Below are 21,647 nucleotides of genomic sequence, written 5' to 3'. Positions count from 1 at the left end.
GGATTGTTTATCTGGTGAACCCTAGCTTTAGAGAAGATGAAAAGATTAAAGAAATTGAAAGAAAGGAACACCAAAAGTTAACTTTAAAAATTGAAAAAGTGTGTGCGTCTCAAGATAAAGAAATAAAAGAATTTGAGGAAAATCGTAAAAATAAAATTAATAACAATGAAGATCTTATAAAAATCTGTTTCGATGATACAGTATTTTGTGATGAATATCAAATTCTAATAGAAAAAATAAAAACAGAAACAAAGAATATTAAATTTAGAAAGGAATTTGAAGAAGAATGGAATAATACTTTTTCAAACATAAATTATGGATGCTATTGTAGAAATAAACCAAATTTAACAATTTACAATACTTGTCCTATATACGAAGATCCCCTAGATAACGCATGTAAATTAAGGCAAGATTGTATTTCTTCTAAAAATCTGGCTTGGAATGAAAGTTTGGAATGTAATTCGGATTTTTCCGCTTTTCTTGATACGATTCCCTATTCAAATATGAAGAAATTCGATTCAATGACAAATGAAGAAATTATGCTTATGACTGCTAATAAATATAAAGCTCTTCTAAATATATATAATAAATTAAATTGAATATCAGTTTTACTTCGCATAACAGCGGCGAATCGCTGCGCTTCGGCACTTGCGGCCTCGCTTGGGCTGCGCCACATTCCTCTCCGTCACGCTTCTTGCCCTGCAAGAAGACGCGCCGACGCTAACGCCTGCGCTGCAGGCTCAGCTACGAGGAACGTCGATTAGCCTAGTTCGTTATGCGATCAGTCGTGAAAATCTAATTTAATGCAAAAAATAGTAAAAATTACCAATTGACAAATACAGCCTGAGTGCTGTATTATTGCTTGTGACGGGAAAAGAATTAGTAAAAATTCTAAAAAAAGATGGTTGGGAATTAGATAGAATCAATGGTTCACACCATATTCTTAAGAAAAAAGAAAAAACCCTCTCGGTTCCAGTTCATAGCAACCGGGATATTCCAACAGGAACCATGAACGCAATTCTTAAACAGGCAGGAATCAAATGAAAATATCTTACCCAGCTATTATTAAATACAGTACAAAAGATAAAGTCTTTAATGTAGAATTTCCTGATCTTCCTGGATGTTTCACATTTGGTGACAATCAAAACGAAGCTATTTTAAATGCTCAAGAAGCATTAACTGGTTACTTAGAATCAATTGATTCTAGAAAATTACATATTCCTGAGCCTTCAAATTTGAAAGGAAAAGACATCAAATTTATTACGCCAGATAAAAATGTCTCTTTTGCAATCTGGCTTAAGAAAAGTCGAGAAAAGCAAGGTTTGAGTCAAAAGCAAATTGCTCAAAAACTCAATATTGCTTACCAAACTTACCAAAAATTTGAAGATCCACATAAATCTAATCCTACTTTAAAAACAATTATAAGATTAGAAGAAGTTTTCCACGAAAATCTGATTAGTGTTTAACACGACCGTCGCATAACAGCGGGGAAACGCTGCGCTTCGGCACTTACGGCCTCGCTTGGGCTGTGCCACATTCCTCTCCGTCACGCTTTCTTGCGATCGCAAGAAGCGCGCCGACGCTAACGCCTACGACGTAGGCTCAGCTACGAGGAACGTCGTCTCCCCTAGTTCGTTATACGACATGACAATAATTTGAATCATTAATATGAAAAAAATAAAAGAAATAATCACAATTCTACTCTTCTTAAACTCTGCGTTATTTTCGCAGTCAAGCAAATCTACTTTTGAAACAGGTATCAAAGCATTGAGAGCTCAATTCATTCCATTCGAATATAGCAGAGACAAAACTGATGCTATTCCACTTTGGGGATATAAAGTAAATGATTTACGAAGCAATACTAAGACTATTAATCCATTTTTCTTCATTTATAAAAATCCTGAAAATAAATTTGGAATTGAATTTGAATACTTTAAATTTCAATTAGATAGAGCAAATTATGATATTGATAATGTTTATAGAATTAATAATACTACACAATATAATCGTTATAAGGAATATTTAAGAAATAATGAAAGAAGTGATTATAAATTAAACTTCTTTTTTTATCTTTCACCAGAGAATAAAGAATACTTCGCTATTGGTGGTGGTATCAGAAAAATTGATAGAATTAGAAATAGTTCAAAAGACAACTTTACTGCTGAAGAAAAAATAATTGCTCTAGGTCCTCAGATTGTCTTGAAATCAAAAATTCCCATCACAGATCAACTTTCCATTAATTTGGGATTAGATTTATATCATACTCAAGGCAAAAGAGATTATTACTATCTTGATTCTAATCTATACTATTTCCCTTCCGGTGCGGCCTCTACTCTTACAATCATTAAGGGTAATGGCCAAACTAAAGGTGTTTTTCAAGGTTATGAAGCAAATATCTCACTGAAATACAATTTCTTGGAAAACTTCAATCTTGCCTTCGGATATAATTATAACTACTCCTATTTTAAATATGAAAATTTAAATGATTCTATTTATTCTTATTCTTCTTTCAGAAATACATTTGGGTATGAAAACACTAAATTATCCAATGGAAAAGAAATTATTAGAGGTTTTTATATTTCTGCCTCTACGGTATTCTAATTGTCACGTCGTATAACAGCAACTAACCGCTTCGCCTCGGGACTTGCGCCCTCGCTCGGTCTACGACACATAGGCTTTTGTCACTCCTCTTGCTTGCGCAAGCGTCGTGCCAATCCCTAACGTCCCGTTCCGGGACTCAGGGTCAGCCTACGTCGGTTAGTCTAGTTCGTTATATGCAAGCCTGAAAAATTGTATTAATATTCCAATTTGGCTAAAAAATATTTTATAAAATATAACAAAAAATAACCAGACCAAAATTCAATGAGTTACTATATACAAGCTATAATATCAAAATCCAATCATTTGGAAAAACTTTTAACTTTCTTCAAAAATAAGACACAAATTGTTCCGTTAATAGACGGATATAGCTTAGTTCCAATAACCGAAAATGTCTTTAATTTATTAAAAGAAGATGTAGACGAAATAATTTTGATTAAAGATTATTCAAACTTAACAGTAAAACTTTTTTCAATATTAATGCAGTATTCCAAAATTGATAAAATTGGTTATATTGAAGCAGAATATTTTGGCGGATCAGGCTCCCAAAGCGCTATTTTATTTGATGACGGAGTAGTAATTTTTGAATCAATAAGCAAGCAAAACTCTATAAACAAACTACTAAAAAAAATTGGCGTAAAAAAGAAATTATTTCAAGATCGCTTTGACTATATAGGTTTAAACAAATTCAGAAAAACGGAAGAATGGATAAAATAAAAATTCTAGGACAACTTCTTTTATTATAATTTAGAATTTAATTACTTCGATGAAAATATAAAATAAATTGATCAACCAAAATTAACTTTCGATTCTATTCTATTTATCTTGATCGCATAAAATAAAACAAAAAAATCATTAAACAATTGATATGCTAATATGGAATTAATTAACATCAGGCCTGCATATAACAGCGGGGAAACGCTGCGCTTCGGCACGAGGCCTCGCTTGGGCTGCGCCACATTCCTCTCCGTCACGCTTCTCGCTACGCAAGAAGACGCGCCGACGCTAACGCCTGCGTCCGCAGGCTCAGCTACGAGAAACGTCGTCTCCCCTAGTTCGTTATGCGAAATTCGTAAAAAAAATGTTAAAACCTAAGATTTTTATATCTTCAACTATATATGATTTTTCTGACCTTCGATCAGCACTAAAATATTGGCTAGAATCGTTTGGATTCAGTGTAATGCTATCTGAATTTAACGATTTTGATAAAGAAATTGATGAAAATACTTTTCACGCCTGTCTTGAAACTTTGGCAACCTGTGACTATTATATACTATTTATAGGAAATAGAAAAGGAGGATACTACGACAAATCTAACAATATTTCAATTACCCAAAGAGAGTATAGAGAAGCTTACGAACTATTTCAAAGAGGAAAATTAAGACTAATTAATTTTGTCAGAAATGAAACACTCATTTTAGCAGAGAAATATGCTAACAACAAAAATCTATCTAGTGATCACCCTGACCTACCTTTTATTTCAAAATTTATTGATGAAGTGTCTAGAAAAAATGAACTTGAACTTGCTACTGATGGAAAAGGTAACTATCCTAAAGGAAATTGGCTTCATAAATTCTCAAACTTCGAAGAAATCGCAAGAGTATTTAATATTTCGCTTAAATTAAATACTAATATTTCAGAAAAAATTCTAATTACGAATTTAATCTCTGAATTAAATGAAAACCTAAAACAAATTTTAATAAAAACTGATAATAATATTTTTGATTTAAATAACTTTGTAAATAATATACGTAAAAATGTGGCACCAAATATTAATGAACCTTCTAAGTATAATTCAATAGACCTAAGAAATCTATACTTCTTCTTTATAACCAAACAAACTGATTTTAAAAAAATTTCAACCGATCAACTTACTAATTGTTTAGTCCAAGGAATATTTCTTAAATTTGACCCAGCCGATACAAGCCTTAAAACCTCAAAAATTCAAAATTCACTTCAAAACTTAAAAAATCAAATCGAGCGATTACAAGGATTTGAAAAGGGAAATCCACTTTTATCGACAGAATCACTATTTTCAAATATGATATCCATTAAGACCAAAGGAGAAGTAATAACAAATAACTTAGATGTCACTTTATTAGTGATGTTTTTTACGCTTTTACTAAATATTTCCAATATGATGAAATCAATTCTAAGATTTCTAAAAAACTACGATGAAATTTATGTAGACCCTATTCTCATTGAAGAAAATCCATTTATTCATGAAATAGAAAAAATTAAAAAAGAAACCATTCAAAATAGTGAAATAGAGAAATGGCTAACAAAATAATACGAACTTCGCATAACAGCAACTAACCGCTTCGCTTCGGGACTTCGCCCTCGCTTGGTCTGCGACACATAGGCTTTCTGTCACTCGCTTGCATACGCAAGCTCCGTGCCAGTCCCTAACGTCCCGTTGGGACTCAGGGTCAGCCTACGTCGGTTAGTCTAGTTCGTTATGCGAAAGATGTAAAAAATGATGAAACAAAAACTATTAACATTACTACTAATCCTTCTTCCATCCATTCTGAGTACTCAATATATTGAAGATGAACAAAGGGCATTTATGCCGGAATGGAAAACTGGAGATATCCTAACGGTTTTTTCGCCAAATGGTATATATTTGTACAAAGATATATGTAATCAATTTGATCCTGATGATTGTGAAAATCATATTATTAAATACTTACCAAGAAATACTAAGATTATATTCAAAGAGATAGTAAATTCTGATTTGCAAAATTACTTTGGTATCAATGCACCTATGGTAAAAGTCTCGGTAGATAATACTTTAGGCTTTGTCTTTTCCGGATTACTGAGCACATTACCTACTATTCCCAAGATTTGCAATAATTTTCAAAATTATTTAGAATCAAATTATGGACAAATTATTAAAACTAAAGAAGAAAACTGGTGTATTTCTGAATACGGCGAACACTGTGGAAAAACACTCAAATCATTTTACAATAAAGATATTATTTATGCTACTTCTACTTCATCCGGAATTAACGGAAAAGATATCCGAACAGAATCTATAATTAATTTAAGCAAATCCTTACATGAAGCATTTCTGATCGCCTTGAATTGTAGTAATAGTGAAATAAAAAATTATCAATTTGAGAAATTTGAAAGAGATGCTATTGGCTGGCATCTCGAATCAAATAATCCCACAATTTGTGAATACGATAAAAACAGTGATAAACCACTGAAATCCGCTTACTATCAATTGCGTTTTTCTTACAATGAAAATAGGCAATCTGAAATAACAATTACAAGAAATATAAAATATTCAGATAATTGTAAATAATTACATCCTTCGCATAACAGCGGCTGACACGCTACGCTCGGAACAAGCCCTCGCTCGGCCTACGGCACATTGTCCTCCGTCACGCTTCTTGCTCTGCAAGAAGACGCGCCGACGCTAACGCCTCGGAGAGGCTCAGCTACGGACAACGTCGTGTAGCCTAGTTCGTTATGCGTAATGTCCCCAACATATTTTTAAAACCTTGAATTAGAACAAATCATGAATTTTTTTAAGCAGCTAGTAGAAAGATTATATCCGAATCAAAAATATAGAAACTGTATAGAGAATTATTTTGGTAGGTATTTTAAAGACAAAGGATATTCTCAATACTATAATCCAAAATCAAATAAATTTATATTTGAAAATCAGATTAGAATGGTAGAAATCCAAAATAGCCTACATCCATCTGATTATGGATTTTCAGTTTTTATCTACAATAAGCTAAAAAACAATGAGTATTCAATTTTAATAAATATACCAAATTATCTTATATATCCAGATTTAATCTTAATTAAAAATTCATTTTATGCATTGCTAGCAAATAAAAAAGCCACGGATTCAATAGAGACCGATAAATGGATTCCTAATTTAAAAGTTTTTTGGGTAAAAGAAAATTCAAATGTATTCAAAACTTCTTAAATAATGTTAATCAAATACTCCTTTTACAATTTATTTTCTAACAAAAAACCTTACACATTAATCTCAAAATTGTTAAAATTTTCCTTTAACAATCAAACTTATGGAAAATGAATTTTAAAAGAACTAAATCGAAATCCAGAAAACATCGTATAATATACCAAATTTAAATGTGTTTTAATAACTTGAAATTTGCTTCTTGCAGAAAAAGTATCCGGAAAAAGACAAGAACAGTTTCATATGAGAAAGAATTCAAGTAAAGGGAACACTACGCATAACAGCATCTTCCCGCTACGCTTCGGCACAAGGCCTCGCTCGGCCTCCGGCAAATTCCCTTCCGTCACGCTTCTCGCTCCGCAAGAAGACGCGCCGACGCTAACGCCTACTACGTAGGCTCAGCTACAGGGAACTTCGGGAAGACTAGTTCGTTATGCGACATCCTATAGATATAATGAAAAAAACATTAATAATAACAATTTTATTAGTTTCCTCTTTCAACTGTAAGAAAAACCAAACTACAGAAATTAAAGAAAAATTTCAAGAATTCCCACCGAAAGCAATGCTGATTCAAGCAACTGGAGGTTTGAGACTACGTGAAACTCCAAATATAAATGGAAATATTCTCGTTGTTATTCCAAATGGATCGATTATCAAAACTTACGGTAACGTCTCACAAGAAGAAACTCAACAAGGGAAAAAAGGTAAATGGACTCGTGTAAAATATCTACACTATTCAGGATTTGTCTTTTCTGGATTTCTTTCAGAAAAATTTGATCAAAAAGATTTTAAACCTGACATTGATATTCTAAATCAAATTGCGAATACTCTTGGCTTCAAAATCGATTTAAAATATCAAATCTATCTAGATTCTAGATATAAGAAAAAATATGTGAAAAACTTCAAAATTGTAAAGGATTTACATTACAAAGAATTTCGAGCTATAACAATTACTCCTGAAATAAATGGTTGTGAATTCTATGGTGATTCAAATTGCTACAATCTAATTTTAAAAAATAATTCTTTGATTTTCCATGATATAAATTCAGATTCAATTGGAATGTTACAAGATATAAAAGATGAAAAATTCACTTTTTTAATTGAAGCAGGCTGCGGAGGTGGCTGCGACTATTCATATAATTCAACAAGTCATGAATTTAATACAGAAAGTGAAAAATTCTTTAGAATTGAGAATTACAAATCTATTACTCAATGTGTAAACGAAATCGATATGTTTACAGAAGACTGTATTAAATGCTCAAAGGATTTTAAATATTCGAATTACTCAAAAATTATTACACAAGAAATTGATCTAAACAGAAATGTATTAAAAACTGATGTAAAGGAAATATTTGATAAAAAATAGGACGTCGCATAACAGCGGGGAAACGCTTCGCTTCGGCACTACGGCCTCGCTTGGGCTGCGCCACATTCCTCTCCGTCACGCTTCTTGCTACGCAAGAAGACGCGCCGACGCTAACGCCTCTGCGATGCTCAGCTACGAGGAACGTCGTCTCCCCTAGTTCGTTATGCGCAATAGCATAAATTAAATGAAAAAATATTCTGATTTAAATGTCTAAATTACTTAAAAATACCAGAAATAAACGACAAAAAAATTGCTTTTAGTCATCGAATTTTTAATAGCTATAACAACATATTCAATTTGTAAATATATTACTTCAGATATAACTTTAGCAATAATTTCCTTATTTTTAGAATTGGGAATTAACATAACATTTGATTATCTTAATTTACGAAAAACCAAAATTATATTCAATACAATTGCCCTAATCGTTATTCTCACATTTTCTATTGTGTATTCTACTGATTTAAGTAATCTATTGGACGAAAGTACAGGAACACAATACACGGGGACTGTTATTGAAAACTTTAAAATCAGCTCCGCACCTATTGCAGAAATTTTTCTAGACCAAGGAACTATTCAAGTATTTCGAAACAATGAAGAAACTATCTTAGCTTTTAAACAAAACAGTGATTCTTATCTCTGGGCACGATCCTTTATTTTTAATGATAATTCATGTTTCCAATCAAATCTTAGATTCAGTAAAATTGAATATTTACTATTCAGAAAAGTAATTTATATTAGGTCAAACAAATGCATGGGAAAAAATGGAATCTATTTATGGCCTGGAAATTATTTTCATTCAATTGTTCTTTCATATTTCGAAGATGAAAATTGGCATTAAAGCTACTGCGCATAACAGCGGGGAAACGCTTCGCTTCGGCACAAGGCCTCGCTTGGGCTGTGCCACATTCCTCTCCGTCACGCTTTCTTGCGATCGCAAGAAGCGCGCCGACGCTAACGCCTACGACGTAGGCTCAGCTACGAGGAACGTCGTCTCCCCTAGTTCGTTATGCGTAATTCGATAGAATAAATCTACAATCATGAGAAAATTTATATAATGGAAAAAAGATATCAAGTATTTGTTAGCTCTACATATGCGGACTTAAAAGAAGAACGTTCACGTGTAATTCAAACCTTAATGGAAATGGATTGTATACCCGCAGGCATGGAACTATTCCCTGCAACCGATGAAGAACAATGGGAGTTTATAAAGAAAGTAATAGATGATTGCGATTATTATCTGCTAATTATTGGAGGTAGATACGGTACCCAAAGCCCCGATGGAATTAGCTATACCGAAAAAGAATATGATTATGCCATTTCAAATGGAATTAAAGTTGTTGCTCTTCTCCATGAAGATCCAGAAACTTTACCACAAGAAAAAATAGAATCCGATCCTGAATTTAGGCAGAAACTTACAAACTTTCGTGAAAAAGTTGCTACAGGAAGATTAGTCAAAATGTGGAAGAAACCAGAGGAATTACCTGGTATGGTTGCTTTAAGTTTAACAAAAACAATCAAAACGTTTCCGGCGATAGGTTGGGTTAGAGCTAATACAGTAAGTAACGAGTCCCTCTTAAAGGATTTAAACGATTCAAGCAAAGAAATTACAGATCTTAAAGAAAAATTAAAAACTTATGAAACTAACTCGGAAGAAAAAATTGAAAACCTAGCCGATCTAGATGAAATTTTCAAAGTATCTGGCGAGTCTTACTCCAAAGGCCATAAATCAAAATGGGAACTTAAAATTTCATGGCATCAACTTTTCAATTTGCTTTCACCTCATTTATTAACTAGCCCAAATGAAGAACTAGTTAAATCAACACTGACTCAAGAGTTATCAAGTCTTGCAGGTTCAAATTATCTTCCATCATTGAATACACAAGATTTTCTTACTATTAAGATTCAATTTACCGCACATAAACTTATCAAGGTTCAATATTTAAAAACTACAAATGGCGGATATGCCTGGTTCTGGACATTAACATTAATAGGTAGAAAATTTTTAATTCACAATAGAACAGTAAAGACTAAAAAAAGATAAAATTATCGAACTACGCATAACAGCGAGGAAACGCTGCGCTTCGGCACTTCCGGCCTCGCTTGGGCTACGCCACATTCCCTTTCTGTCACTCGTTTGCATCCGCAAACTCCGTGCCAGTCCCTAACGTCCCGTTAACGGGACTCAGGGTCAGGGAACGTCGTCTCCCCTAGTTCGTTAGTCGCAATTTTTACAAAATTTGATAAAAACTTGCAAATTTGTCCCAGGTATGATTTATCCTTCCACTATAACAAAATAGCTGTTATAAGAGGTAAAACATGAATATTAATAAAGCAGTCGATAAAGCTTACGAATCAAAAAGTCTAAAAGAAATTGCCGATTCCCCTGTTTCTGCGATTCAAGGACTTAGTGATGGTGATGCTGATCTTCTATTAAAAGCATTCAACGTAAAAACAATAAGAGATTTGGCAAATTTAAAGTATGTAAAATGGGCCCAAGCAATCGTTACATTATCTGATACTGAGCAATAGGAGAAAATTATGGCAATTCCAGCAAAAGTACAAGAAAGAATTATTACTTCGCTTAAAAAATTTACTCCAATTCTAACATCAGCAAAAGCGAGAGACGTGAATGAATCAGATACTGTTGTAATAATAACAGATTTACTTTCAGAACTCTTCGGATACGAAAAATATTCTGAAATAACAACTGAACATGTTATTAAAAAAACTTTTTGCGATTTAGCGATCAAAATTGGTGACAAAGTAAAACTGTTAATTGAAGTAAAAGCAATTGGCCTTGATTTAAAAGACGATCATATCAAACAAGCCATTGATTATGGCGCTAATGCTGGAATTGAATGGGTCATTCTTACAAATGGAATAAATTGGCAAATTTATAGAATAACATTTGCAAAGCCTATCGATAAAGAACTAGTTTATGAATTAAACTTAACGGCAATAAACGTTAAAAATGAAAACCATATCGAACCAATATACTATCTATGCAAGGAAGCATTAGGAAAATCTTTACTGGACGAATACCACTCACAAAAACAGGCATTAAGTAAATATTATATTGGACAAATGCTCTTAACGGAAACTGTTCTTGATGTGATAAAAAGGGAACTAAAAAGGCTTACTCCTGGCGTTCGAATAGAAAACGAAGAAATTGAGGAAGTTCTAAAAACAGATATTATCAAAAGAGATGTTCTGGAAGGTGATAAAGCAACTGAGGCAAAGAAAAAAATCCAAAAAGCATCAAATAATTATATCAGAAATGTAAGTCCTTCGAAAAAGGAATCGAAAGATGAAAAAGATTCAAGCAACTCAAAGCCGTTGGAGCAAGTTTCACAAGACACTTCAGAAGAAACGCCACCTAGTCCATAAAAACTGCGACTAACAGTGCCTTAACGCTTCGCTTCGGGTCTTCGCCCTCGCTTGGGCTTCGCCACATTCCCCTTCTGGCACTCGCTTGCATACGCAAGCTACGTGGCCAGTCCCTAACGTCCCGTAACCGGGACTCAGGGTCGGGGAACGTCGTTAAGGCTAATTCGTTATGCGAAAATTTCCGGGCGCATTATTTTTAATAAGTTGCGAGCGTCCGTGCTCGCTAAAAAAGAAAAAAAATAGTTGTTACCAATTCGGGAACATGCTCCTATTGATTTGTGAGGGTTATTTCAAGAAAGAGTTTAAGGGATTTCTACTCTATTCCAAAATACTCGGACTCTAAAATTCCTATCGAAGTTTGGTTTAAAGACACTTCCAGATCCTTTTGGAAATCTCCATCTGATATCAAAGATAAATACAGAAATGCCAGTTTCCTTAAAGATAATAGAATCGTTTTCAATATACATGGAAACAAATACAGGTTAATTGTGAAGGTTCATTACAATTTACAAACTGTTTTCATTAGATTTATTGGAACTCACGAACAATACGATAAAATCAATGCTGAGGTGATTTAAATGAATATTAAACCTATCAAGAATCAAAAAGATCACTTAGAAGCTCTCTCTGAAATTGAAAAACTCTGGGATGCTAAAAAGAATACTCCCGAATACGATAAATTAGATGTTCTAATCACTCTAGTTGATGCCTACGAAACTAAGCACTATCCTATTGAAGATCCGGATCCAATTGAAGCTTTAAAATCTGTTATGGATGATATGAATATGAAAAGCGTTGATTTAGGGAATCTAATCGGTGGACGAAGTCGCGCCACAGAAATCTTAAATCGAAAACGAAAGCTTACTTTAGAAATGATTAGAAAGATTAATCAAAATCTTGGAATTCCAACTGACATTCTTGTGAAAGAATATAAAGTCAAAACTGCTAAAACAGGAAGAAAAAGAACGCCGTCCGTGGCGTAATTCATACAACAAACCCGAAAACTTCGCATAACAGCAACTAACCGCTGCGCTTCGGGACTTCGCCCTCGCTTGGTCTGCGACACATAGGCTTTTGTCACTCCTCTTGCCTTCGCAAGCGTCGTGCCAATCCCTAACGTCCCATTCGGGACTCAGGGCCAGCCTACATCGGTTAGTCTAGTTCGTTATGCGAAATTTCCGGGTGCTTTATTTTTAATAAGTTGCGAGCTTCCGTGCTCGCTAAAAAAGTCAAAAAAGTAGTTGTTACCAATTCGGGAACATGTTCCTATTGACTTGTGAGGGTTATTTCAAGAAAGATTTTAAGAGATTTCTATTCTACGCACACACTAATACTCGGACTCTAAAATCCCTATCGAAGTTTTGTTTAAAGACACTTCCAAAGCCAGTTGGAAATCCCCTTCTGATATAAAGGAAAAATACAGAAATGCTAGTTTTCTTAAAGATAATAGAATCGTTTTCAACATACATGGAAACAAATACAGACTCATTATAAAGGTTCATTATAAATTACAGACTATTTTCATTAGATTTATAGGAACTCACGAACAATACGATAAAATCAATGCTGAGGTGATTTAAATGAACATTAAACCTATCAAGAATCAAAAGGATCACTTAGAAGCTATCTCTGAAATTGAAAAACTGTGGGATGCTAAGAAAAATACTCCCGAATACGATAAATTAGATATTCTAATCACTTTAGTTGATGCTTACGAAGCTAAGCACTACACGATTGAAGATCCAGATCCAATTGAAGCTTTAAAATCCGTTATGGACGAGATGAATATGAAAAGTGTTGATTTGGGAAATCTAATCGGCGGACGAAGTCGTGCCACTGAAATCTTAAATCGAAAAAGAAAACTAACATTGGAAATGATTAGAAAAATTAATCAAAATCTAGGTATTCCAACTGACATTCTAGTAAAAGAATATAAAGTCAAAACCCCAAAAACAGGAAGAAAAAGAACGCCGTCCGTGGCGTAATTCATACAACAAACCCGAAACCTTCGCATAACAGCAACTAACCGCTGCGCTTCGGGACTTACGCCCTCGCTTGGTCTGCGACACATAGGCTTCTGGCACTCCCCTTGCCTGCGCAAGTGTCGTGGCCAGTCCCTAACGTCCCGTTGGGACTCAGGGCCAACCTACGTCGGTTAGTCTAGTTCGTTAGTTGCAATTTCCGAAAATTAGAAAAAAGTAAATATATGATGCGTTTTTCGCTGATTATCGTTATTCATTAAAAGAAATTTAATTAAGAAAAAGACAAAAGAAATAAAAAAAATTCAAAGAACATTAAAGTAATTTTCACTATTTTTGTTTTTCTTGGTTTACGTAGTCTAACAAAATATAAAGTACAATTGAGAAGAACTAAGAAGCTCTGTTTGGGATACATTGGCGAAAAACAAGATTTACGAAATTAAGAAAAGAGAAAATTCGGAGCGAAGAAAAAGAATAAGAAAAGAAGAAATTCAAGAATCTAAGATTTATAATCCTTACTTTCTTAAACCAATGCCTTCTTAAATTCGGAAACTGCAACTAACAGCGTCTTAACGCTCCGCTTCGGGACTTCGCCCTCGCTTGGGCTACGCCACATTCCCCTTCTGGCACTCGCTTGCATACGCAAGCTACGTGGCCAGTCCCTAACGTCCCGTCGGGACTCAGGGTCGGGGAACGTCGTTAAGCCTAGTTCGTTATACGACATTCTTTTAAATGTCCTATATTAAAACAAAATATAATGAACCAGAAAGAGAATTTCAAATATTATGCTATGAAAACTAAATTCTTCCTATACGGATCAATATTCTTAATCTTCATAACTTCATCTCTTTCATGGCCATTTAAAATTACATCGCCTAAAATTTTCATCATTATACCAGATGAATATTGTTTTTACGCTCATGTCGGTTTCAATGATCCTATTGAAAAAATAGGGGCGGACTACTTCTACACATCCCATAATAAAGTTCAATCAAATAAAAAAACTAAATTTGAAGGTAAATTCGACAAACATATCAAATACCCTGGATTCTATGAAATAAATTCATTTAATTTTCCTGAAAACGTTTATTTTTATCGAGGTAAGAAAGTAAGCTCTTTACTAGAGAACCTTACATTAGTTGGAATTTTTGGAACTGCTCTCTCTTTCATTATTTTAGTTATTCTAAGTTGGATAGAAATTAACATAAAGTAATCGCTAAATGAAACTTATCTTAGGGATTTTTAACGTAATACTCTATTCAAAATTTTATTAGCAAATTTTATATCTGAATAATTATTTCAAGTTTAATAGAAATTTAAAACCAAATTCAATCTCCAGATTCCAATATAATTACTTTAAATATATTTCTATAAATTGAGTTGATTTTCTTGAAAATATTATAAATATTTTCATATTATAAATTATTTAGTTATTATAGAAAAGAACGTCGTATAACTGCCGCTAACCACTTCGCTTCGGGTCTACGCCCTCGCTCGGCCTACGGCACATAGGCTTTTGTCACTCCTCTTGCTTACGCAAGCGTCGTGCCAATCCCTAACGCCTCTTCCAGAGGCTCAGGGACAGCCTACGTCGGTTAGCTAGTTACGTTATGCGTAATTATCGCAAAATCAAATTGTCAAATTAGCTTCTAAAAATAGTTTAATTAAGAAAGAAATATATGAAATATGTAATACCTAAAGCTAGTCAAAAATCCTTTACTTGTTACCATTGTGGTGTTCTTTCTAAACAAAGTTGGGATCAATACGGATGGGATGGATATCGAAATAATATGCATCCAGAAAAAAATATAATTAAAGCAAGCACATGTGATCACTGTGGAAACCATGCATTATGGATACAGGGTCAAAACTACTACCCAGGAACGGGAAATTCTTTGCCGGCGAATCCAGATATGCCTGAGCCAGTTCTTAAACTTTATAATGAAGCTAGTAGCATTAGCCTTAAATCACCTCGCGGTTCTGCAGCTTTATTACGATTAGCTATTCAGATATTATGCAAAGAATTGGGCGAAGAAGGAAAAAATATTAACACAGATATCGGAAATTTAGTAAAAAAAGGCCTTCCGGAACTAGTACAACAATCTCTAGATATTGTAAGAGTAATTGGAAATGACGCAGTTCATCCAGGCCAGATTGATACTGATGAGATCGATACTGTATCAAATTTATTTGAGTTGGTAAACGTGATTGTAGAATATATGATTTCATTACCAAAACGAATCGGTGGAATTTACTCAAATTTACCCAACGAAAAAATAAAAGGCATTGAAGATAGAGATAAAAAATAAGCTTGCGATAACTACGCATAACAGCGGGGAAACGCTTCACTTCGGCACTGCCGGCCTCGTTCGGGCTACGCCACATTCCCTTTCTGTCACTCGTTTGCATCCGCAAACTCCGTGCCAGTCCCTAACGTCCCGTTCCGGGACTCAGGGTCAGGGAACGTCGTCTCCCCTAATTCGTTATGCGCCATGTTTGAAATATCATGAAAAATCAACCGAAAGACCATCACTATGTACCAAAATTTTATTTAAAATATTTCTCAATACCCGAAACAAGAAATTTGAAATACCCTAAAATTTGGTGTCAGAACTATGGAAATGGAAATTCAACTTTTCCAACCGGTATACATAAAATAGCCTATGAGAAACATTTATATTCACTCCGAACGGATTCTGGAATGAATGTAAGCCTTGAAAATGAGTTTGCGGAAATTGAAGGATTTATGAGTAAAATGTGGGAATTATTAAATTCTCAGCTCAATGATTCCAATGATTTAAAAGCTTATAAAAAAGGATTGTCACTATTTATAAGCATTATGCTGAACAGAAATCCTACCCAATTTAAGGAATGGGAACATTTACATAAAGAAATTACAAATTTATTTGGAAGTCTATTCGAAAATACGGACATAATTTTATATCAGGAAGAAAATAAGGAAAATCATTTAGGTAAAAAAGAATTTGAGGAATACAAAAATTTAACAAAGATAGATATTAAAGAAAGTTTTATAAAAATCTTAAAGGAGTCATCCTTTGAAATAGCAACTGAATTAATAAAAAAAAGATGGTCAATTCTGATTTGTAAAAAACCTCTCTTGATTACTAGCGATAATCCAGTCATAATACTTAATGATAAAAATTTTGGAATAAATAGACCGAATACTAAAATTATATTCCCAATTTCCCCTTACCTATCTTTTTATTTAGATGATTTAACAAACGAACCAGAATGGCAATATTATCCAATTACTGATGAGCAAGCAATTGGATTAAACTACCTTCAATCGATTTCAGATATCAAATTGCTTTTATCTCCCCGCCCTATTGATTTAGTCCATGCTGAAATTAAAGAATCGATTTTACAAAAAAAACACGGCGCATAACAGCGACTAACCGCTGCGCTTCGGGACTTACGCCCTCGCTTGGTCTGCGACACATAGGCTTCTGGCACTCCTCTTGCTTGCGCAAGCGTCGTTCCAGTCCCTAACGTCCCGTCCCGGGACTCAGGGCCAGCCTACGTCGGTTAGTCTAGTTCGTTATACGCCATTTTTTAAAATATTGTTATGAACAAAAAAATATTAATTTTTCTTATTCTTCCCTTCTTTGGTTGCGCCCTGACTATTATATCACCAGGAATCAATTCAAATTATAGATTAAACAAAACAGCAAGTATTCGATTTCAAGAAGCTGCTTTCTATGGTTCAACATTCTATGATCATTCTGCTTTCTTCCTAGAATATGAAAATTTAAAGGAAATTATTAAAGATCCAAATAATGCGACCTTTAATAAAGGAGATATTTTACAAATTAACCAATTTAATAAAAACAATGTGAATCTATTATACGAATTTTGCTTCGATAAAGAGAAGGATATTGATATTTTCGAAGATATTAAGTATTATCAATTTAAACTCAATGAAAATCCGCCTATTTCGATCGTTTCTTACTTTTATCCTTACTCCTACTTTTATCGAGGCGGTTTTGTTAGAAAAAATAGACCCTATTACATTAATGATGTTCATCCGTATAATGAATATATTCTAAAAACGGGGAACGATTTCCAAATGTGTATCAGGAATATCATTTCTTTTGATACAAATAGTCAAAAAAACAAAAATATTCTAGAAATTCTTACTCCAAGAAATCTTACTATAAATTTCACCTATGATTTCGATAAAAAATTCGTTTTATATAAAAATGAAGAAATGGAATTCTCAGCTAAGTAGCAAAATTCCCTTATAAAAATCCATACATCTACTGACATTATAACTTAAAAAACAATAAATTAGCACTTCAACATGAACGATACTCAAATAATGGTCAATTTCTTCTTTATAATATATTTTTCCTTAATTTTAGGATTAAATTCGAAACCAAACCAAATTGATTTCTCAAAAGAACAACCAATACATCCCTATTACGAAACTTTAAATGAAGCAAATAACTTGGATTGTAAAGAAAGACAGCTTTGTATGGCAAATTGTTCCGACGGTTCGTTGCAATAATTTCTCACAAAAATACTAACAAGCAAAGTATAAGATTAGCCTGCATTTCTAATTGTAGTAAAATTATTTACACAAAACAGATAAAATAAGAAATGAAATTTAATCAAAAAAAACGGCGTATAACAGCGCCTTAACGCTTCGCTTCGGCACAAGGCCTCGCTCGGTCTGCGACACATAGGCTTTCTGTCACTCGTTTGCATCCGCAAACTACGTGCCAGTCCCTAACGTCCCGTTTCGGGACTCAGGGTCAGCCTACGTCGTTAAGGCTAGTTCGTTATGCGAAATGAAAAAAATGACTTTAATAATTTGTAAAAAAATAAATAAAAAAATCATTTTCTACAGCGATACCTTAATTGCTGGTCCCGACAAATTTTCATTCAATGACAATACATACCACGGCTTAAAAGCATTCTTTATTGGTAGACAATTTTGTATCGCTTATTCGGGAATTCAAGAATATGCACACAAAATAATAAAAATTATAAACGATAACAAGAACAGTTTTAATAAACTAAAGGATATTGCTGAATTAATTTGTCATTTGAGAAACATTCATTCCAATAATGTCTATCCGAAATACAGCGAATTTCCAGACTTTATTGTAGCTTCAAATGATATTAATGACAATATTATCGAAATTAAAGGAAATAAACAACCAGTAACTATAACTAACTCATCCTGGATTGGTAACTTTAAGGCTTTTGAATATTTTCAGCTAATTGTAAATGAAAACAAGAATATAGAATTGTCAAATGATGCTTTTGACTACGCGTTTAGGAAAGTAATAGAAAATCCCCAACTAAGTGATGTAGGAGGAAATCTGGTTACAATAATTGGTGATGACAAGGGATTTCATTACCAATCCTATTTAAATTTAACTAGCCCGAATTATGAAATAGAACCACCAATCCCTTCAAAAGAAGATCCAGAATGGCTTACCGTTCAATGGGGATCAAATGTAACAGGTGGATATGGTTTTACCAGTATTACACCTATAGAAAACAATATAAATAGTTATGGAATATACTATTTTCAAGGAAAATTTGGCTTTTTACTCTATTGTGATTTAGATAATGATAAATGTGAAAAGCTAGTCGCAAAAGCCCCAAGTGTTCAAGACTTCATAAACATTCTATATGAAGAAACAAACATTAAATTTGAGTATTGTGGCTTTCTAACTTAGGCAAATTGAAAGTTTTTCACTTCGCATAACAGCGACTTACCGCTTCGCTTCGGGACAAGCCCTCGCTCGGCCTCCGGCAAATTCCCTTTCTGGCATTCGCCTTGCTTACGCAAGCTACATGCCAGTCCCTAACGTCCCGTTGGGACTCAGGGTCAGGGAACTTCGGTAAGTCTAGTTCGTTATGCGCAAGAAATGAAAATTGTTTAGAATAAAAACTTAGCAAAATTTTAATTATGATAAAATTTGGCAGAAGATATTTATTAAATTAAAAATTGAAGATTACAACACCAAAATTCTTCATCGTTAAATTAAGATTGGAATTAATGTGATCCAATTATTCTCGCAGAATTACCAATAACGGAGTTATCAATTAAAAACACAAACTTATAAAAATCTAAGTTAACATAAAAATATTTTAATTTAATGTTTATAGCTCCATAATATTTTCAAAATATATATTTCACTAAATCCAATACTCTTGGTATAATACTATTTAAGAAGAAAACTAAATATCTAGCCTGAAAGCTGGCAATTAAAATTATCAGAAAATTTATATAATCTTTACATATCTTTAGAAGTATATTAAAGAAAATAATATGAAAATTAAAAACATAATTCTAATTTTACTGCTACTATTTGCAAATTGCCAAAAGGAAAAGGAAGATATTTTTGGAAAATCAAAGGAAACAAGAAAAAAAGAAAGAGAATGTGATCCTGTTTTAACATTCTTCATTTGTGAATCTACTTGTATTAATCCCCCAAGTTATGTTCAAAATTGTGATTCAGCAAAAGGAAGTTGCTATATACAGCGGAATAATATTTGCACAGGTAGCAATAACATGTAGTTGATTATACCAAATACAAAAACTAAAGAGAAATAAAAATTAGAATATCTTAATTATTTCTACTAATCATTTCCAGCGCATAACAGCGGGGAAACGCTGCGCTTCGGCACTTGCGGCCTCGCTTGGGCTCTGCCACATTCCTCTCCGTCACGCTTTCTTGCGATCGCAAGAAGCGCGCCGACGCTAACGCCTACTACGTAGGCTCAGCTACGAGGAACGTCGTCTCCCCTAGTTCGTTATACGATAGTCGAAAAAAATAAACAATACCCATGTTAAAAAAATATACAATAATATTCTTATTATTAAAAATCACTTCATGCAAATCGATAGATTTAAACTCAGAATTGGAACAAAAAAACTATTTTCAAATAAAAACATCCACACAAACAACTTTATATTTAAATCAGAACACTAGTTCACTCATTATTGAAAATTAAAAAAAAATAACAATATGTAACGTTATTAAATTCCTCCGCAAATCACTTATCGAAAAAGAGTTTGTAGGAAAATAGGATTCAAGTAAAAACAGAAAATGACCAAATCGGCTGGGCGATAAGTCATAATTTTGACATGGAAGCAGGCAATTTAGATTCTATAGAAAACAAAAATTGCAATATAAAAATAAATAAAGGATGTTACTTCAACCGTCGATCAAGTAGGTTATGCAGGGAACCAGAACTTGAATGCAACCAAATCAATCTAGGCTGGATATACTACAGTGAATATTTCTTAGTTAGAAAGATATCAACCGATAGAAAATGGGTTTATGGAATTGTAAATAATGATATTGATCAAAAAGGATAGATCAAAATAAATACCCTTGTAGAAGAGAATCAGTTGGATTTGATTGATTCAGTAAAAAATGAGCCTTACATCAGACCATATAATAGCTATCATCTTGAAACCCATGTTAACACATTCAATAGCACAAGCAATATAACTTTAAAAAATATAGATTTCAATGAAACATATACCTTTAAATATGGAATTCGATTCTACGTTAAAGGAGTTTTCAAAGAAAATAAAAATTTGGTATATGGATTTGCCGTTTTTCATGAAAATGGAAGAACGTTAAAATCTTATGTTTTTTTGCAAAAACAGTCACTCTCGACTATAAATGATTTCAAAGATTGTTTAATTAATAAATTTAACGAAATTTCTAAACTGATTAGTACCGAATATATTTTGTTAAATAAATTCAGCAAATCTTGCTATTACAACGGAACCTATAGATTTTCCTTATACTCTGATTTAAGCTTAAGGTATCGAGCTTCCCATGAAACGCACACACTCTTGACCTAAATTCTATTAAAAAAAATAGGAGATCGATATATTTTAAAAGCAACTGATTACTCTAGCTATTTATCTGACGAAAGTATTTTCAAATTACACATTAAGTCTTCTAACCAAATATACATAAACAACGAACTATATATACCAATCGAAAACCATAAAGGCGGAAAATGTGCAAATTATTTCGCTGAAGATTAGATTTACTACTATTCGACCATCGTATAACAGCGTGGAAACGCTGCGCTTCGGCACTTACGGCCTCGCTTGGGCTACGCCACATTCCCTTTCTGTCACTCGTTTGCATCCGCAAACTCCGTGCCAGTCCCTAACGTCCCGTTCGGGACTCAGGGTCAGGGAACGTCGTCTCCACTAGTTCGTTATGCGCCATAACCAGAAATCTTAAAATACAATGAATATACACGATAGTTTCAAAATCTTACAAGAATCAATAGAACCAGATGAATATGTTAATCATAAAAAACTTGCTTCAATGCTTGGTAACAATCAATTTCAGTCTGTACTTGGAAT

The 21,647-nt window shown here is 33.4% G+C and carries 21 protein-coding genes; all 21 read left to right on the top strand.

Annotated features, from left to right (window positions below):
• Positions 1–2 precede the first annotated feature (2 nt).
• The 21 genes from LEP1GSC203_RS19875 to LEP1GSC203_RS14695 all read left to right on the top strand — a co-directional run bounded on the left by LEP1GSC203_RS19875 (position 3) and on the right by LEP1GSC203_RS14695 (position 18,981).
• Positions 3–599 (top strand): glycine/betaine ABC transporter permease, encoded by a 597-nt coding sequence (locus LEP1GSC203_RS19875; protein WP_232225909.1) that lies wholly within the window; start codon positions 3–5, stop codon positions 597–599.
• A 265-nt stretch (positions 600–864) separates the two neighbouring features.
• Positions 865–1,044, top strand: coding sequence for a type II toxin-antitoxin system HicA family toxin (locus LEP1GSC203_RS14795; RefSeq protein ID WP_039938143.1), 180 nt, complete (start codon positions 865–867; stop codon positions 1,042–1,044).
• Positions 1,041–1,466, top strand: a complete 426-nt coding sequence (locus LEP1GSC203_RS14790; RefSeq protein ID WP_002974867.1) for a type II toxin-antitoxin system HicB family antitoxin — start codon at positions 1,041–1,043, stop codon at positions 1,464–1,466. The genes LEP1GSC203_RS14795 and LEP1GSC203_RS14790 overlap by 4 nt, the downstream gene beginning before the upstream one ends.
• 202 nt (positions 1,467–1,668) lie before the next feature.
• Positions 1,669–2,601, top strand: a complete 933-nt coding sequence (locus LEP1GSC203_RS14785) for an LA_2444/LA_4059 family outer membrane protein (RefSeq protein WP_002974876.1) — start codon at positions 1,669–1,671, stop codon at positions 2,599–2,601.
• A 261-nt stretch (positions 2,602–2,862) separates the two neighbouring features.
• A complete protein-coding gene (locus LEP1GSC203_RS14780) occupies positions 2,863–3,315 on the top strand; it encodes a hypothetical protein (RefSeq protein WP_039938142.1) in 453 nt (150 codons plus the stop codon).
• A 364-nt stretch (positions 3,316–3,679) separates the two neighbouring features.
• Positions 3,680–4,888 (top strand): DUF4062 domain-containing protein, encoded by a 1,209-nt coding sequence (locus LEP1GSC203_RS14775; RefSeq protein WP_039938141.1) that lies wholly within the window; start codon positions 3,680–3,682, stop codon positions 4,886–4,888.
• A gap of 186 nt (positions 4,889–5,074) precedes the next feature.
• Positions 5,075–5,905: a hypothetical protein gene (locus tag LEP1GSC203_RS14770; protein ID WP_002974866.1), complete on the top strand. Its 831-nt coding sequence runs from the start codon at positions 5,075–5,077 to the stop codon at positions 5,903–5,905.
• A gap of 216 nt (positions 5,906–6,121) precedes the next feature.
• Positions 6,122–6,541, top strand: a complete 420-nt coding sequence (locus LEP1GSC203_RS14765; protein WP_039938139.1) for a hypothetical protein — start codon at positions 6,122–6,124, stop codon at positions 6,539–6,541.
• Positions 6,542–6,989: 448 nt separating this feature from the next.
• Positions 6,990–7,901: an SH3 domain-containing protein gene (locus tag LEP1GSC203_RS14760; protein ID WP_002974869.1), complete on the top strand. Its 912-nt coding sequence runs from the start codon at positions 6,990–6,992 to the stop codon at positions 7,899–7,901.
• 1,057 nt (positions 7,902–8,958) lie between these two features.
• On the top strand, positions 8,959–9,945 hold the full coding sequence (locus tag LEP1GSC203_RS14750) for a DUF4062 domain-containing protein (RefSeq protein ID WP_002974861.1): 987 nt from the start codon (positions 8,959–8,961) through the stop codon (positions 9,943–9,945).
• 275 nt (positions 9,946–10,220) lie between these two features.
• Positions 10,221–10,433: a hypothetical protein gene (locus tag LEP1GSC203_RS14745; protein ID WP_002974862.1), complete on the top strand. Its 213-nt coding sequence runs from the start codon at positions 10,221–10,223 to the stop codon at positions 10,431–10,433.
• A gap of 9 nt (positions 10,434–10,442) precedes the next feature.
• Positions 10,443–11,291 (top strand): type I restriction enzyme HsdR N-terminal domain-containing protein, encoded by an 849-nt coding sequence (locus tag LEP1GSC203_RS14740; RefSeq protein ID WP_002974863.1) that lies wholly within the window; start codon positions 10,443–10,445, stop codon positions 11,289–11,291.
• A 278-nt stretch (positions 11,292–11,569) separates the two neighbouring features.
• A complete protein-coding gene (locus tag LEP1GSC203_RS14735; RefSeq protein ID WP_039938137.1) occupies positions 11,570–11,869 on the top strand; it encodes a type II toxin-antitoxin system HigB family toxin in 300 nt (99 codons plus the stop codon).
• Positions 11,870–12,274, top strand: a complete 405-nt coding sequence (locus LEP1GSC203_RS14730; protein WP_002974878.1) for a helix-turn-helix domain-containing protein — start codon at positions 11,870–11,872, stop codon at positions 12,272–12,274.
• Between the two features lie 378 nt (positions 12,275–12,652).
• On the top strand, positions 12,653–12,871 hold the full coding sequence (locus LEP1GSC203_RS14725; RefSeq protein WP_232225908.1) for a type II toxin-antitoxin system HigB family toxin: 219 nt from the start codon (positions 12,653–12,655) through the stop codon (positions 12,869–12,871).
• Positions 12,872–13,276: a helix-turn-helix domain-containing protein gene (locus tag LEP1GSC203_RS14720; RefSeq protein WP_002974872.1), complete on the top strand. Its 405-nt coding sequence runs from the start codon at positions 12,872–12,874 to the stop codon at positions 13,274–13,276.
• 751 nt (positions 13,277–14,027) lie between these two features.
• Positions 14,028–14,483 carry a hypothetical protein gene (locus tag LEP1GSC203_RS14715; RefSeq protein ID WP_002974871.1) on the top strand — a complete coding sequence of 152 codons (456 nt, stop codon included), beginning with the start codon at positions 14,028–14,030 and terminating at the stop codon, positions 14,481–14,483.
• A gap of 466 nt (positions 14,484–14,949) precedes the next feature.
• On the top strand, positions 14,950–15,579 hold the full coding sequence (locus LEP1GSC203_RS14710) for a DUF4145 domain-containing protein (protein ID WP_039938135.1): 630 nt from the start codon (positions 14,950–14,952) through the stop codon (positions 15,577–15,579).
• A 197-nt stretch (positions 15,580–15,776) separates the two neighbouring features.
• Entirely contained in the window at positions 15,777–16,676 is a 900-nt protein-coding gene (locus LEP1GSC203_RS14705) for a DUF4238 domain-containing protein (protein WP_002974864.1), read from the top strand.
• 180 nt (positions 16,677–16,856) lie between these two features.
• Positions 16,857–17,519 carry a hypothetical protein gene (locus tag LEP1GSC203_RS14700; RefSeq protein WP_002974873.1) on the top strand — a complete coding sequence of 221 codons (663 nt, stop codon included), beginning with the start codon at positions 16,857–16,859 and terminating at the stop codon, positions 17,517–17,519.
• Positions 17,520–18,090: 571 nt separating this feature from the next.
• On the top strand, positions 18,091–18,981 hold the full coding sequence (locus LEP1GSC203_RS14695) for a hypothetical protein (RefSeq protein ID WP_156808602.1): 891 nt from the start codon (positions 18,091–18,093) through the stop codon (positions 18,979–18,981).
• Positions 18,982–21,647 lie beyond the last annotated feature (2,666 nt).

Source organism: Leptospira terpstrae serovar Hualin str. LT 11-33 = ATCC 700639, assembly GCF_000332495.1.
GTDB classification, from domain to species: domain Bacteria; phylum Spirochaetota; class Leptospiria; order Leptospirales; family Leptospiraceae; genus Leptospira_A; species Leptospira_A terpstrae.
This window is presented reverse-complemented; position numbering and strand designations above follow the sequence as displayed.